This window comes from Congregibacter litoralis KT71, from assembly GCF_000153125.2.
Classification (GTDB): Bacteria; Pseudomonadota; Gammaproteobacteria; order Pseudomonadales; family Halieaceae; genus Congregibacter; species Congregibacter litoralis.
On the sequence record NZ_CM002299.1, the window covers coordinates 447,430 to 462,315 of the forward strand.

14 protein-coding genes, 1 tRNA gene and 1 pseudogene are annotated in these 14,886 nt (G+C 57.6%); 8 read left to right on the forward strand and 8 right to left on the reverse strand.

Going from position 1 to position 14,886, the window contains the following annotated elements; translation table 11 throughout:
- The first annotated feature begins 2 nt into the window (after positions 1 to 2).
- A complete protein-coding gene (locus KT71_RS02065; RefSeq protein ID WP_008293154.1) occupies positions 3 to 1,424 on the forward strand; it encodes an FAD-dependent oxidoreductase in 1,422 nt (473 codons plus the stop codon).
- Positions 1,425 to 1,503: 79 nt separating this feature from the next.
- Positions 1,504 to 2,571: a uroporphyrinogen decarboxylase gene (gene hemE, locus KT71_RS02070; protein WP_008293153.1), complete on the forward strand. Its 1,068-nt coding sequence runs from the start codon at positions 1,504 to 1,506 to the stop codon at positions 2,569 to 2,571.
- Positions 2,572 to 2,732: 161 nt separating this feature from the next.
- On the opposite strand, the gene cysE is transcribed toward hemE, so the two are convergent.
- Both cysE and trmB read right to left on the reverse strand, forming a co-directional pair.
- Positions 2,733 to 3,533 carry a serine O-acetyltransferase gene (cysE, locus tag KT71_RS02075; protein ID WP_008293152.1) on the reverse strand — a complete coding sequence of 267 codons (801 nt, stop codon included), beginning with the start codon at positions 3,531 to 3,533 and terminating at the stop codon, positions 2,733 to 2,735.
- 60 nt (positions 3,534 to 3,593) lie between these two features.
- Positions 3,594 to 4,271, reverse strand: a complete 678-nt coding sequence (gene trmB / locus KT71_RS02080) for a tRNA (guanine(46)-N(7))-methyltransferase TrmB (protein ID WP_008293151.1) — start codon at positions 4,269 to 4,271, stop codon at positions 3,594 to 3,596.
- Positions 4,272 to 4,349: 78 nt separating this feature from the next.
- Here trmB and KT71_RS02085 point away from each other — a divergent pair, with 78 nt between their 5' ends.
- Entirely contained in the window at positions 4,350 to 5,075 is a 726-nt protein-coding gene (locus KT71_RS02085) for an acyltransferase (RefSeq protein WP_008293150.1), read from the forward strand.
- A gap of 13 nt (positions 5,076 to 5,088) precedes the next feature.
- Here the strand turns inward: KT71_RS02085 and KT71_RS02090 are convergent, their stop codons facing one another.
- The 5 genes from KT71_RS02090 to KT71_RS02110 are packed head-to-tail and all read right to left on the reverse strand — an operon-like array spanning position 5,089 to position 9,347.
- Positions 5,089 to 6,069: a serine/threonine protein kinase gene (locus tag KT71_RS02090; RefSeq protein WP_008293149.1), complete on the reverse strand. Its 981-nt coding sequence runs from the start codon at positions 6,067 to 6,069 to the stop codon at positions 5,089 to 5,091.
- Positions 6,066 to 7,139 (reverse strand): molybdenum ABC transporter ATP-binding protein, encoded by a 1,074-nt coding sequence (modC, locus tag KT71_RS02095; protein WP_008293148.1) that lies wholly within the window; start codon positions 7,137 to 7,139, stop codon positions 6,066 to 6,068. The genes KT71_RS02090 and modC overlap by 4 nt, the downstream gene beginning before the upstream one ends.
- Positions 7,136 to 7,813, reverse strand: a complete 678-nt coding sequence (gene modB, locus KT71_RS02100; RefSeq protein WP_008293147.1) for a molybdate ABC transporter permease subunit — start codon at positions 7,811 to 7,813, stop codon at positions 7,136 to 7,138. Before modB ends, modC begins: the two co-directional genes overlap by 4 nt.
- A complete protein-coding gene (gene modA, locus KT71_RS02105) occupies positions 7,804 to 8,631 on the reverse strand; it encodes a molybdate ABC transporter substrate-binding protein (RefSeq protein ID WP_008293146.1) in 828 nt (275 codons plus the stop codon). Before modA ends, modB begins: the two co-directional genes overlap by 10 nt.
- Entirely contained in the window at positions 8,628 to 9,347 is a 720-nt protein-coding gene (locus KT71_RS02110) for a ComF family protein (protein WP_008293145.1), read from the reverse strand. Before KT71_RS02110 ends, modA begins: the two co-directional genes overlap by 4 nt.
- 70 nt (positions 9,348 to 9,417) lie before the next feature.
- Between KT71_RS02110 and bioB the strand changes: the two genes are divergently transcribed.
- The 4 genes and pseudogenes from bioB to KT71_RS02130 all read left to right on the forward strand — a co-directional run bounded on the left by bioB (position 9,418) and on the right by KT71_RS02130 (position 12,995).
- Positions 9,418 to 10,452, forward strand: a complete 1,035-nt coding sequence (gene bioB / locus KT71_RS02115) for a biotin synthase BioB (RefSeq protein WP_040362640.1) — start codon at positions 9,418 to 9,420, stop codon at positions 10,450 to 10,452.
- Positions 10,453 to 10,715: 263 nt separating this feature from the next.
- Positions 10,716 to 12,508: pseudogene (locus tag KT71_RS02120) on the forward strand (acyl-CoA dehydrogenase C-terminal domain-containing protein).
- Between the two features lie 105 nt (positions 12,509 to 12,613).
- Positions 12,614 to 12,847, forward strand: coding sequence for a DUF3094 family protein (locus tag KT71_RS02125; RefSeq protein WP_008293140.1), 234 nt, complete (start codon positions 12,614 to 12,616; stop codon positions 12,845 to 12,847).
- A 71-nt stretch (positions 12,848 to 12,918) separates the two neighbouring features.
- Positions 12,919 to 12,995 (forward strand) — tRNA-Pro (locus KT71_RS02130).
- A gap of 56 nt (positions 12,996 to 13,051) precedes the next feature.
- Here the strand turns inward: KT71_RS02130 and KT71_RS02135 are convergent.
- The gene (locus KT71_RS02135; protein WP_023659820.1) at positions 13,052 to 14,197 is read right to left on the reverse strand and encodes an IS481 family transposase; all 1,146 of its coding nucleotides are present in this window, start codon (positions 14,195 to 14,197) and stop codon (positions 13,052 to 13,054) included.
- A gap of 219 nt (positions 14,198 to 14,416) precedes the next feature.
- Between KT71_RS02135 and arsN2 the strand changes: the two genes are divergently transcribed.
- A complete protein-coding gene (gene arsN2, locus KT71_RS02140) occupies positions 14,417 to 14,848 on the forward strand; it encodes an arsenic resistance N-acetyltransferase ArsN2 (RefSeq protein WP_023659821.1) in 432 nt (143 codons plus the stop codon).
- Positions 14,849 to 14,886: the final 38 nt, after the last annotated feature.

The window sequence follows — 14,886 nt, forward strand, 5'->3', positions numbered from 1 at the left end:
CTATGAGCGGACGCGTAACTAACAATTTTCAGTTTATTGATGTCGGACGTGCCGACCCCGATAAAAAGAATCTACCGTCTCGTAAAACCGAGTACGTCGAGATTTATGATCCTTTTACCAAGGCACAGGTAGAGGATCAGAGCGATCGCTGCCTCGAATGCGGTAATCCTTACTGCGAGTGGAAGTGTCCGGTACATAACTTCATCCCCAACTGGCTGAAGCTGGTCACCGACGGCAATCTCTTTGAGGCGGCGGAGCTGAGTCATCAGACCAACACCCTGCCCGAAGTCTGTGGTCGGGTCTGCCCTCAGGATCGCCTGTGTGAAGGGGCCTGTACCCTCAACGACGGCTTTGGTGCCGTGACCATCGGTTCTGCCGAGAAGTACATTACGGATACTGCCCTTGCCATGGGTTGGCGTCCGGATCTGTCCGACGTGGTCCCTACGGACAAGCGCGTTGCCATTATCGGTGCGGGCCCTGCGGGTCTCGGCTGTGCAGATATTCTCGTGCGTGCCGGCGTCAAGCCCGTGATTTTTGATCGCTATCCCGAGATCGGCGGCCTCCTGACCTTCGGCATTCCGGAGTTCAAGCTCGAAAAGCAGGTCATGATGCGTCGCCGCGAGATTTTCACGGACATGGGCATGGAATTCCGATTGAACACCGAGATCGGCCGCGATATCAGCATGGATACGCTGCTGGAGGAGTATGACGCGGTGTTTATGGGCATGGGCACCTACACGCCCATGAAAGGCAATTTCCCCGGCGAGAATCTACCTGGCGTTCACAAGGCGCTGGACTTTCTCATTGGCAATGTGAACCACAACCTGGGTTTTGAGCAGCATCCCGATGCCTATATCAACCTCAAGGGCAAGCGGGTTGTGGTCCTCGGTGGCGGTGATACCGCCATGGACTGTGTGCGTACGGCGGTTCGTCAGCAGGCCGAGCACGTGATCTGTGCCTATCGTCGCGATGAGGAGAACATGCCCGGCTCCCGCAAGGAAGTTGCCAACGCCCGGGAAGAGGGCGTGGAGTTTTTGTTCAATCGCCAGCCCGTCGAGGTGGTGGAATACTTTGGCGATGCCTGCGGTGTAAAAACCATCGAAACCCGTCTGGGTCCTCCGGGACCTGATGGGCGTCGGCGTCCCGAGCCCATTCCCGGCAGCGAAGAGGTCCTTGAGGCCGATACCATCATCATGGCCTTTGGTTTTCAGCCAAGCCCCGCGCCGTGGTTCGAGGATGCGGGTGTTCGGGTTAATGACTGGGGCGGCGTAGAGGCGGCGGAGCATCAAAAGTTCGGGTTCCAGACCAGTAACCCCAAGGTTTTCGCCGGTGGCGACATGGTGCGCGGTTCCGACCTGGTGGTTACCGCCATCTGGGAAGGGCGTCAGGCGGCCGAGGGTATTCTCGATTATCTTGAAGTCTGAGGTATCGGCTCCGCGCAACAACACATTACTGATTCAATGAGTCATCGGCCTGTTACGGCCGGTTGAGGGAAAAATAACGATGAGTGAACTCAAAAACGACCGTTTCCTGCGTGCCCTGATGCGTGAGCCCGTGGATCGCACGCCTCTGTGGATGATGCGTCAGGCCGGCCGTTATCTGCCTGAATACCGCGCCACGCGAGAGGAGGCGGGATCGTTTCTGGACCTGTGTAAAAACACCGAGCTTGCCTGCGAAGTCACCATGCAGCCCCTGCGACGCTACGCGATGGATGCAGCGATTTTGTTTTCGGACATTCTGACCATTCCCGACGCCCTGGGTCTGGGCCTGTATTTTGAAACCGGCGAAGGGCCGCGGTTTCGCAAGACCGTCCGCAGCGCCGAAGATCTCGCGGGACTTAACTCCTTTAAAGCGAGTGATGATCTCGGGTACGTGATGGATGCGGTGAGTGCTATTCGCAAGGAGCTCAATGGCTCCGTACCCCTCATTGGTTTTTCCGGTTCGCCCTGGACCCTGGCGACCTACATGGTCGAGGGCGGCTCTTCGAAGGATTTCTCCCGGGTCAAAACCATGGCCTACGATCAGCCCGAGCTCATGCACGAGCTGCTGACGGTGCTGGCGGACGCCGTAGCGGACTATCTGACAGCGCAGGTGGAAGCCGGGGCGCAGGCCTTGCAGATTTTTGATACCTGGGGCGGTAGCCTGAGTGCCGGCGCTTACAAGGAGTTCTCTCTCAAGTACATGCAGCGCATCGTATCGCGTCTACCCCGGGAGGCCGACGGCCGGCCCGTGCCGGTTATCGTCTTTACCAAGGGTGGCGGTCAGTGGCTATCAACGATTGCCGACTGCGGTGCCCAGGCAGTGGGCATCGATTGGACAACGGATATTGCCACCGCCAAGAAACTCGTCGGTGATCGAGTGGCGATCCAGGGCAATATGGATCCCATGATGCTGTTCGCATCCCCCGATCGAATCCGCGAAGAAGTGGCAGGCATTCTCGCCGGCTTCGGCCACGGCAGTGGCCACGTCTTCAACCTGGGCCATGGCATTACCCCCGGGGTGAACCCGGACCATGTGACGGCGTTTGTTGATGCGGTGATCGAGTTGTCACCCCAGTATCATCGGGATTAAGTGCGGACTCCGCTATACGCGCGGCCCTTGCCTGGTAGCGATTACGCGGACCGCCAAAAAGCGTCCTCCATGACAGGCTCGGCGATTGCCATCCATGGCAATCGACGTCCGCTTAAATCACCACCAGGCAAGGGCCGCGCTCTAAACGTGCTCGCGACACCTTAATCGTCGCAGCAAGGCCAGCTGTGATCCATATCGAGGGCTGGTTGATCTGAGTTGGGCTTGCCGACCACCTTGGCCGGTACGCCGGCGACGGTCGTATGCGGTGGCACCGGTTCCAGCACGACGCTGCCGGCACCTACCTTTGCCCCTTCACCCACACAGATATTCCCCAGAATCTTCGCGCCGGCGCTGATCAACACGCCGTCGCAGATCTTGGGGTGGCGATTGCCATCTTCCTTGCCGGTACCGCCCAGGGTCACAGACTGGAGTATGGACACGTTGTTGCCCACGCGCGCCGTTTCTCCAATCACCAGGCCCGTAGCGTGATCCAGCATGATGCCCCGGCCGATGCGCGCGGCGGGGTGAATATCGACGGCAAACTTGGTGCTGACGCGGTTTTGAAAAAACAGCGCCAGGGACTGTCGACCCTCGGTCCACAGCCAGTGTGACACGCGGTGAGCTTGCAGTGCATGAAAACCCTTGTAGTACAGAAAGGGTATGTAGAGTTCATGGGTCGCGGAATCCCGGTCAAGTACCGCCAGCAAATCCGCGCGGACTGCATCGAGAATGGTCGGATCCGCCTCAAAGGCTTCGAGCATGACCTCTCGCAGGAGCAGGGAGGACGCGGCGGGGCTGTCCAGTTGATTGGCAAGCAAAAAGCTTAAAGAGCGCTCGATCTTCTTATGGTTGAGGATCGTTGCGTGCAAGTAACTTGCAAGCATAGGCTCCTCCTGGGAGTGTTGGCGCGTCTCTTCGAGTATTCGTTGCCAGATCGGGTCGTCGATTGCGGGCATCATCATTTTGTTCCTCTAGTCATGGTGCCTAGGGTAGCGGATTGCCGCGTAGTCTTCATGTCCACTCTATACGACAGCTTCGTCCTGAGAGCTCACAAGATCTGCCGACAGTGACCAGAGTTCGTGACCACTCTTGCGGTACTTCTCCTCAAACAGGGTGAGCGCGGCGCCTTCGGTAGAGCTTATTGCCACGCGCGAGGGGTGTCCGAGGAGGGTGAGCGCCACGCCAAACTCCTCTACATACAGCCGCCAGTTGCTGCGCAGCTCCAGGTGACCACCGAGAGCCAAAAGCTCCGTAAATGCCGGGTGTCCGTGGATGCGACGACCCAGGTGGCCTGGCTTGGGCCAGGGATTGGGGTAGAGAATTGTATGGGCCAAAAGCCTTGTCCGTCGCTCCCTGAGATGTCGCCATACTGCCTCGCAGTGGGCCTGCAGGAGCAAGCCGTTCTCCGGCAGCTCGGGATGGCGATCCAGTCGGTGGGATGATTTGTCCACGCCGATGACCAGGGCATCCGGATAACGCCCGCAGAGAATGGCGGTGCTGTGTCCGGTGCCACAAAAAGAGTCCAGAACCACCGACCCCCGATGAGTCTCCAGGGCCGCATCCAGGGTATTCAGGGCCGGCTGATCGACGCTTTGGGGCGGTTTTTGCCACGGCTGCCGCTGATGTCGTCGAAGCAGCGCTGGCAGACCGGGGTGAACGCCGCGCTGACTGCTCTGTACCTGCCGGGACGATGACTGCATAGGAGAATTTGCATGGTTGCAAGCTGGCCGCGAATGATACGGTTAGCCCTCTTGCAGTCGCAAACCTATCGATCTTCTATGCGTGACGATCTGAGACCCTACTGGGTAAAAAAAGCCTACCTTCGATACCGTCGCTGGTACGTGGATTACTTTTTACGGCCCGAGTGCGCAAGCCTCGGTGACTACTCGACCTTCATGAAGCCGCGCTATGTGATTATCTCTGGTCCCAACATACATATCGGCGATTGTTTTACCGCGGTTGCCGAGCCCATGCATCGCGTGGAGATAGGCGTGTGGGGTCGTGAGGCGGGGGCGGGGACCATCCGTATTGGACGCGGCGTGCTTATGAGCCCGGGTTCCAGAATCAGCGCTTCGGACGAGATCACGATTGGCGATGGCGTGATGATGGCCAACGGTACCTACATCACGGACTCGGATTGGCATACGGTCTACGATCGCACCCAGCGCAGTGACCGCGTGACACCCGTGCACATCGGCAACAATGTCTGGCTTGGGGATCACGCGACGGTCCTGAAGGGCGTCACGATTGGCGACAACAGCGTGGTGGCGGCGCGGTCCGTAGTCACCAAAGACGTGCCCGCAAATGTGATCGTGGCGGGTAATCCGGCCAAAGTCGTGAGAGAGCTGGACCCGGATCGCGAGATGATTACTCGCCTTGACTACTTTGCCGACCCCGAGGGTCAGTTACGGTTTTTTGATGACGTCGATCGGATGGTGCTGGGGCAGAACAGTTTTTGGCGCTGGATCTGGAGTGTTTTATGTCCGGGGTCACGAAAGCGCTGACCAAACTGGGATCTCATAGCAACCGCAACACCGGCTCCTGCAGCCGGGAGAACTGTTCTCTCAGTTCCAGAATATGATCTGACCAGTAGCGCTCGGTGTTAAACCAGGGGAATGCCTTGGGAAAGGCCGGATCATCCCAGCGGCGAGCCAGCCAGGCGGCATAACGGATGATTCGCAGAGTGCGCAACGTCTCTATCCAGTGCAATTCTCTGGGATCAAATTCAAAAAATTCTTCATAACCTGCGATGACTTCGCCCAGCTGTATCTCCTGATCGTTGGACTCTCCGGATAAAAACATCCACAGATCCTGTATTGCCGGTGCGGTCATGCAGTCATCCAGGTCTACAAAGTTGGCGGTCTCATCCCGCCAGAGGATGTTGCCGCCATGGCAATCGCCATGGATACGAATGCCGCCGGCGGCTTCCATCTGCTGGATCTTTGGCGCCAACTCCTTTTCCAGATCATTCAGCAGAGTGACGTAGGCCGTTTTCAGTTCCGTCGGAATAAAGCTATCCGGCAAGAGCTTGCGGCTTTCTTCAATGATCGTCTGGCCCTCAAGTCTCGGCCGAAAGCTGAAGGGCTTTGTTGCGCCGATGGCATGGATGCGCCCGAGGGTCCTGCCGAGCACTAATAAGTTGTCGAGATTATCGAACTCCGGTGCATGACCGCCGCGGCGGGGAAACACGGTGTACAGCAGATTACCCCAGCGATGGACGGTCTCTCCCGTCTCGGATTTGATGGGGGCGACCACGGGTATTTCTGCCTCGACGAGCTCTTCGCTAAAACTGTGCTCCTCGCGAAGTTGCTCCTCGGTCCAGCGGCCGGGGCGGTAGAACTTCACGATCACCGGCGTGTCGTCTTCAACCCCCACCTGATAAACACGATTTTCGTAGCTGTTGAGCGCCAGAAGTCTCGCATCACTGACAAAACCGGCAGCCTCTACGGCATCGATGATCGCATCGGGAGTAAGCACATCAAAGGGATGACTGCTCATCGTGCGTCGCCCAGAAGGGCGGTGCTTTTAATCTGTGCAAACAATTGATCACCCGGTCTTAGTTTGAGGTCTTCCCTGGAGCGTCTCGTGACGCGCGCCAGCAGACATTGTTGTTTTAATTGAAGGCGCAGGAGGCAATGCGCCTTCGAGAGTTCGCGAATCTCCAGCAAAGTCACGGGCAGCACATTCTGAATACTGGTATCCACGGGCCGTTCGCGACAGACACTGACGTCCCGCGCGGGGACCCGCAGGCGGCGGAGGTTTCCGCGATCTTCGGATCCCGCCACCCAAAGAGACTGTCCGTCTACGCGAAGTTCCGTCAGGCCGAACTCCGGATCCTGAGCAAACACCTCCACGGCCAGCAAGCTCGCAGCAGATTCATCCTCGGCAAGCGCAGTGTTTACCTGGCTGGCGAGCTCCAACAACGGACCCTGCTCCGTAACTTTTCCATTCGCTATGAGCAGGATTTGGTCGGCGATGGTACTGAGTTCCTCGATCTGGTGACTCACGTAGATCATGGGCAACTCACGCTCCCGATGAATACGCCGGAGGCAGGCGAGGCACGCCGCAGCAGCGCTTCGATCCAGATTGGCGAGAGGCTCATCGAGGAGGAGCAGATCCGGGTCCCGCATGAGGGCGCGGGCGATAGCAACGCGGGCCTGCTGTCCCGCTGAGAGCGTTTCGGGGAATCGCTCCATCAAGGCCGTGATGTCCATGGCCGTCGCGATCTGCTCGGCGTCGGGAGCAGCGGTCGCGTGCTTGGCAGCAAACGCCAGATTTTGCGCGACGGTCATATGGGGGAACAGCCGCGCATCCTGAAAAACATAGCTCAGGGATCGCTTCCAGGGGGGCGTATGTTGCGAGCCTTCTTGCCAGTTTTTGCCGTTAAAAGCGATGGTGGCGTCGCTGATGTCAGGGCGCAGTCCCGCGATGGCATCGAGGATAGTGGTTTTGCCACTCCCGCTGGGGCCGAAGAGGGCAGTCACCCCGGTCAATGCCAGATCGGTGTGGATACTGAGGTGAAAGCCCTCGGCGTCGCGATGCTCGATGTTGAGTGACAGCTGTGTCATCGGCCGATACGCCAGCCGCGATCACGATACAGCCAGAACAGCAGGAGCAACGAGAATGCGACCAGTCCGATAGCGATCTGGTGCGCGCTGCCATAGTCCATGGCTTCGACGTGATCATATAAAGCGATGGACAGCACCTGGGTTTCGCCGGGGATATTGCCGCCGATCATCAATACCACGCCAAACTCCCCCACCGTGTGTGCAAAGCCCAGAGCGCCGGCGATCACAAAGCTGCGTTTACACAGGGGTAATGTGATAGCGCTGAACTGTGACATGGGAGATGCCCCCAGCGTCGCCGCGGCTTTCAGGAGGTTTTCGGGGACCCGGGCAAACGCCTGCTGCAGGGGCTGCACCACAAAAGGCAGGGAGTAGATCACGGAGCCGACCACCAACGCCGAAAAGCTAAAGGCCAGTTGCCTGCCCGTCACCGACTGCCAAAGCTGTCCGGGGAGGGCATCCGGCGCCAGTGTCAGCAGCAGGTAAAAGCCAAGGACTGTGGGCGGCAGCACCAGCGGTAGAGCAACCAGCGCCTCGACGAATGCGCCGAAAGATCCTCTCTGACGGGAAAGCCAGTAGGCCAGGGGTGTGCCCACAAGCAATAAGATTACGGTGCTCACTCCCGCCAGGCGAAGGGTCAGGGTAACGGCCTGCCACTCGGTTTCACTCAGGAGCATTGCTGGTATCCAAAGGCTGCGAGTACGGGTTCGCTGTCGGGCCCCAGGAGGTATTCAAGAAACCTGCGTGCCGTCGCGGGATTTTCCGAGCGGCCATTTAAAACAGCGTACTGTTCGATGGGCGGATGCCAGGCGTTGGGGACGGCGATGCCCGCCGTCGGGCTGAGGGAGCGGGCGACCAAAGCGAGGTCCGCGCCACCGCTGCTATAGAACTGCAGCGCCTGTTGCACGTTGCCGCCTCGGACGATTCGCCGCTTTGCGGCATTTGCGGGCTGGTAACGCGCCAGCACGGCTTCCGCCGCAATGCCGTAGGGTGCCGAGCGAGGATTGGCAATGGCGACGCTTTTGCTCTGATCCGAAAGCGCGGATTCCAGGTCCTTTGCGCCCAGGAGCACCAGTGAGCCCAGGGCATAGCACTCAGCAGGGCCCGGACTGCTTACATCGTCAACCAGAGACTGCGGGCGGGCTCGGTCCGCAGCCAGGAGAATGTCAAAGGGAGCGCCGCGGCGCATCTGGGCGGCAAGCACACCCGTTGATGCGCTGCTGATCTGCACGGGTATGCCGGTTTCATGGGTAAATTTGTTGGCCAGTTGCTCCGCTGCGGGCCGGAAATTGGCGGCAACGGCGATGGTGAGCGATGGGCTGTCGTCCGAGCGGCTTTGCATCGAGCCCAAAAATAACAGCGCCGCGAGGAGCACGGGCATGCATAGTTTTTTGTTGCCGCCTGAGGGACGTAAAACGGTCGTGTCGCAGGCGCGGGAGAAGCGCAAAAATCCGGCGGGAATAAGGGAGAGAAACATCGCTGCATTGTAGGTCAAGGCGACGGCGTTCGGGCAAGACAAATGAGGTGAACCTCTGATGCGCCTGCCTGTAAAAGCGCTGTCGCCATGGCATTGCCCGTCGCACCGGTCGTGCAAACGTCGTCAACGATACCGACCCTGCAGCCGCGCACGTCGCCTGTCACGGCAAAAGCATCCCGGAGATTGCTCAGTCGCTCCCGTCGGGAGGCCCGGGCCTGAGCTTTGGTGACCTTTTTGCGCTTGAGCTTCACATCCGCTGCCGTCCTGTCGTTGAGCTCCGGGTACAGCGCGCAGAGCGCCTGAAGCAAATCCTCGCTTTGATTGAAGCCGCGGCGTAACTGCCGACGCCAGTGGAGTGGGGTGGCAATCACCAAATCCGGATTTTTAAAGGTGATACCGGTATTTTTGAATATTTTAGCCGCCGTTAGCGACAGGTTGGCTTCGCCGAGATACTTCCAGCGATGTATGAAATAGGCGATCGCCGCATCATAAACAAAAGCTGCGGTGACGCTCTTGAGAGCAGGATCCCGCTCCAGGCAGCCGGGACAGAGTCGGGCACCCATGTCCGGGAGCGCGCAGCGGGGGCAGGCGCTATCGTTGAGGATCAGTGCGTCTTCGCACACTTCGCAGATTCTCTCCTGACGGTGGCTTGGCTGATCACAGTAGATACAGCGCTGGGGCGCCAGGTAGTCGAGGAGGTCGCGCACAAAGCCTTTGATCACACTGTTAACCATAGGCCGCTAAATGAGTTGACCGGGAATGTTGATGATTTACCATGACGATCATTCCAACGAGAGCCCTCCTATGAATCAGCCTCTGCCATCAAGCCTCACCTCTGAGTCCCTCCGCCACGATTGGCAGCGAGAGGAAGTGGCCGAGCTCTTTGCACTGCCGTTTAGCGATTTGCTGTTTCGGGCGCAGTCTGTGCATCGCCGGTATTTTGACCCCAACGAAGTGCAGGTCAGCACTTTGCTTTCGATCAAAACCGGCGCCTGTCCCGAGGATTGCGCTTACTGCCCCCAAAGTACGCGTTTCGATACCGGCCTGTCGGTGGAGGCGCTCATGGAAGTCAATCAGGTGCTGGAGCAGGCGCGAGCAGCGCGGCGATCCGGCGCCACACGGTTCTGCATGGGGGCGGCATGGCGTTCCCCCAAGGATCGTGATCTCCCTGCCCTGATCGCGATGATTGAGGGGGTGAAAGATCTTGGTCTGGAAACCTGCATGACCCTGGGAATGCTCAGTGATACCCAGGCCAAGACCCTCGCCGAGGCAGGTCTCGATTACTACAATCACAACCTTGATACCTCGCCGGAGTATTACGGCGATATCATCACGACGCGTACCTATAACGACCGCCTCGAAACCCTGGCGCACGTTCGCGACGCGGGAATGAAGGTTTGTAGCGGCGGCATTGTGGGTATGGGTGAGGAGCAAAGCGATCGCGTGGGTCTTTTGCAGCAGCTGGCGAACCTGCCCGAGCATCCGGAAAGCGTGCCCATCAATATGCTGGTCCGTGTGCCCGGTACGCCCCTGGCTGAGGAGGGTGACCTCGATCCTTTTGAGTTTGTGCGGACCATTGCCGTTGCTCGAATCCTCATGCCCGCATCTCATGTGCGCTTGTCTGCGGGCCGCGAGGATATGAACGATCAGACACAGGCCCTGGCGTTTTTAGCCGGTGCCAACTCGATTTTCTATGGTGAGAAATTGCTCACCACGGCCAATCCCGGTGCCAATACTGATCTTGCCCTGTTTGCTCGCCTGGGCATTAATCCCGAGGAGCGGGAGATGTCTGGAGACGAAGACGCCGATCCGCGGTTTTACAACGCTATGGAAGTTTAGATAGCGCTGTCTAAACCAAACCTTGATATGTAGGGCTCTATGGGTAAGTAAGCGCTAGCTTACAAGCACCTCTCCCGATACCCGCAAAGCCTTGCCCAGCTTTTGCCTCTCTCTGTGACCAGCTTATTGCGGGGGTGGTCACAAAAATATTCATGCAAGGTTGGATATTTTGACTATAATACCCGCCGAAGTTAACACTGAACACATCGGCCCAAGGCCTCGCAACGGACGAGCGTCACCGCCGACCTTCTGGGGAGAGAGTCATGCCAAGCTACAAGGCGCCGCTGCGCGATATCCAGTTTGTTATCAATGAGGTGCTGGACACCGAAAATCTTTACGCCGGCTTAAAAGGCTACGAAGAAGCCACGCCGGATCTGATGAATGCCATCATTGAAGAGGGCGCCAAGTTCGCCGAGAACGTGCTCTCTCCGCTTAACCAAAGCGGTGACGAAGAAGGCTGCGTCTGGTCCGAAGAAGGCGTAAAAACGCCCGAGGGTTTTGCCGAAGCGTACAAGCAGTACGTTGATAATGGCTGGCCCTCGTTGTCTGCCGAGCCCGAGTTTGGCGGTCAGGACATGCCCAACATGCTGGGTATTGTGATCAACGAGCTGGCGGGAACCGCCAATTGGTCCTGGCTCATGTATCCGGGCCTGTCCCACGGTTGCATCAAGACGCTGGAAGCCCACGGTTCTCCCGAGCAAAAGGCGCAGTACCTGCCCAAGCTGGTGGCGGGTAACTGGACCGGCACCATGTGCCTCACCGAGTCCCATTGTGGATCGGATCTCGGCCTCCTTCGCACCAAGGCGGAGCCTCAGGCGGACGGCAGCTATGCCATCACCGGCACCAAGATTTTTATCTCTGCCGGTGAGCACGACATGTCCGACAATATTGTGCACATCGTCATTGCGCGCATGCCCGATGCACCCGAGGGCACCAAAGGCATCTCCCTGTTTGTGGTTCCCAAGTTCAACGTCAATGAGGACGGTAGCCTTGGCGAGCGCAATGGCGTGCACTGCGCGTCCATCGAAAAGAAGATGGGTATCAAGGCATCGGCGACCTGCGTGATGAACTTTGACGGCGCAAAAGGCTACCTCATTGGTGAGCCCAATCGCGGTCTCAACATGATGTTCACCTTTATGAACACGGCGCGTATCGGCACCGCGATCCAAGGCCTCGCTCACGCTGAGCTCTCGTATCAGGGTTCTTTGGAATACGCCCGGGAGCGCCTGGCCATGCGCAGTCTTACGGGCCCTAAAAATCCCGATGGCCCTGCGGATCCGATCATTGTGCACCCCGATGTGCGCCGCATGCTGTTAACTCAGAAGGCCATCGCTGAGGGCAGCCGCGCCATGCTTTATTACCTGGCGCAGCTCGGTGACATTGTCGACCGCGGCGACGAAGAAGCTGCCAAGAAAGCGGATGACCTCATGGCAGTACTGACGCCCATCGCTAAAGCTTTTGTGACGGAAGCGGGACTTGAGGCGGCGAACCACGGCATCCAGATCTACGGCGGCCACGGCTTTATTCGCGAGTGGGGTATGGAGCAAATTGCCCGGGATGCCCGCATTGCAACGCTGTACGAAGGCACTACGGGGATTCAGGCATTGGATCTCATCGGACGCAAGGTACTGGGCTCCGGCGGTAAGTTGCTCATGGGCTTTACCGAAATGATGGGTGAGTTCGTTGAAGCCAACAGTGACGAGGCCTATGCCGAATTTACCGGTCCCCTCGCCACCTACAAGGACGAGTGGCTGACGATGTCTCTCGAGGTGGGTGGCAAGGCCATGGAGAATCCCGACGAGGCGGGTGCCGCTTCCGTGGACTATCTCATGTACTCAGGTTACGTCGTGCTGGCGTACTTCTGGGCGCAGATGGCCATTGTCGCGCAAAAGAAAATTGCTGCAGGCGAGGGCGATACGGCGTTTACGAAGCCAAGCTCATGACCGCGCGGTTCTATTTCGAGCGTATTCTGCCGCGAACCCTGTCTCACAAGCAGGCACTGTTGTCGGGTGCAGACAACCTCATGGCTATGCCCGAGGCGATGTTCGCTTTTTGATCATCTTCGAGACCCCCGGGTCGCCCGTGTTGGCGGTTCAGGGGTGCAATATCCAGCTGCGGGCGCGATAATTCGCGCCCGTTTTCGCTTCCAGGAGGCAATAGTATGTCTCAAGAGCAAGACAAGCCCGAGGCTCCGGCGGCAGGCGCCACCGAAGGCCCCGAGCGTCAGTTGTATCCTGAAGATCAGGCCAAGGTCGATGCGTTCCTGAAACGCGGCGTCAACTCCGTCGAACGAAAGCCCTTCAAGCCGCTGTATCTATTGGTCATGCTGATCGTGGTGGTTGGAGGTTTGAGTCTTTTCAGTCAGTGGCTGGCACATCAGGCTGGCGTGTACTGAGCAGCGCGTGCTGACTCGCGTGTACTGAAAAGACGAGTTTGCTATGATTTCGGCGCTCGAAAGAGCATAGTCGGTGTGTGGCGCAGCCTGGTAGCGCACTTCCTTCGGGAGGAAGGGGTCGGAGGTTCGAATCCTCTCACACCGACCATTCTACAAAGGGTCTGTACCGGAGACATCCTTTACAGTTCATACCGGACACATGGTTTACAGTTCCGGTTTAAAAGGATTCGGTGCGGGCTCAACCCGACCGACCTCCTCATCGAAGAATCCTAGATCATAATGCAAGAAGCTGACGAGCCAAATGTTGTCAGCGATTTCGCGTATTCCCACGGATTGTCCCGCGAACACCGTGCTGAGATTGATCTTGCGCCTGCCGATACAGATTCGTCCACACTGAGTCACTTTGATGGTGCGGTCGTGGTAGGGATAGTCGGGTGGTTCTGGTGAGCGATAAGCCCGCGTTGACGGTGTAAAGAGATCGCCAGGATAGCGCCCCTCTAACGCTTGGTGAGGCCGCTCGTTGTTGTAAACATCGATAAAGCTATCAAAGCGCTCCTGCTGTTGTAGGAAGTTGAAAGAGGCGGGTTTGGTGGCCTCCTTCTTGAGGGTGAGGTGCATACGTTCATGGCGTCCATTCTGCTCGGGATGGCCAGGCTTGATGCGCTCGATACGAATTCCCAGGCGTAACCACCAAATAGATAGGCGACTCAAACCGAACAGTGCATTGGGTGAGGCGAAGGGTGTGCCGTTATCGGTGCGAATCGCCTCAGGCACGCCAAACTCACGAAATACACGTTCAAACACGGTAATTGCGGTGGGAGTCTTAGTGGATTCCAGGCCTTCACAAGCCAACAAATAGCGAGAGAACTGATCGGTGATGGTCAATGGATAGCAGTACTGGCGGTTACCCAGCTGAAACTCCCCTTTGTAATCTGCGCACCAGAGCGTATTGGGAGCTGTAGCACGGGATAGTGGTGTCCCCTGTGCTTTATGGCGACGTCGCCGTCGGTGCTTCACGAGGCCATGGCGGTCGAGTACGGCGTGAATCGTACTTTTGGCGGGCGGTGGAATCACCGGATACTCGCGTATGAGCTTCTCGCGGATCTTCGGGGCGCCCCAGGAGGGATACTCGCGCTTGATCTGCAAAATGGTCCGCTCAACTTGAAAGGGCAACTTATTGCCATGCCTGTATGGCCGTCGACTGCGATCTTCGAGGCCTTCTAGTCCGCATTCTTTGTATCGATTGAGGATTTTGTAGCCTGTGGGCCGTGATATACCAAACTCGCGGCATAGGGCTGACATCGTCTCGCCTTCTAGGCAGCGAGCGACGAATCTAAGACGTTCGTCCATCGGTTTACACTCCTTCCAAGGCATGTGAGGTCCTCCCTCAAATGCCTAAATGTGTAAACCATGTACTCGGTATAGTCTGTAAGTGATGTCTCAGGTACTACAAAGGGTGCTTTCTTGGCACATCGGTAACACTTTTATACCGAACACATCGTTTACTCCTCTTTTTACTCCGTAAACCACAGGCGCTTTTGCCTCGCTATCTTGGAGAAGCGTCAGGTCATGAGGGAACCCACAGAAGCCGAGTTACCGGCAATAGAAAAGCTCCTGGTCGATTCTGGATTGCCTGCGGATGATCTCAGGGAGCAGGACCTATCGCTTTTTCGCGTTATGGCAACACCTCGCGGTATAGACGCTGTAGGTGGACTCCAGCGCTGCGGAGAAACGGCGCTCCTACGCTCTGTTGCAACGTCTCCCGCTTTAAGAGGACGGGGCATTGCGGGAAAGGTTATTCATGAACTCGAGAAACTCGCGGTGAGAAAGGGTCTTGAAAGCCTATACCTCCTCACCGAGTCCGCAGAGGCCTACTTTGAATCTAAAGGTTATTCACAGGCCTCTCGGTCCGATGTTCCTGATGCGATCAGAGCAAGTTGCCAGTTTTCATCTCTCTGCCCCGACAGTGCGAAAGTTATGCGCAAGCAAATTGTTGTGTAATGTGTATACCGGTCTTGAACACACTAAAAGGGATAAAA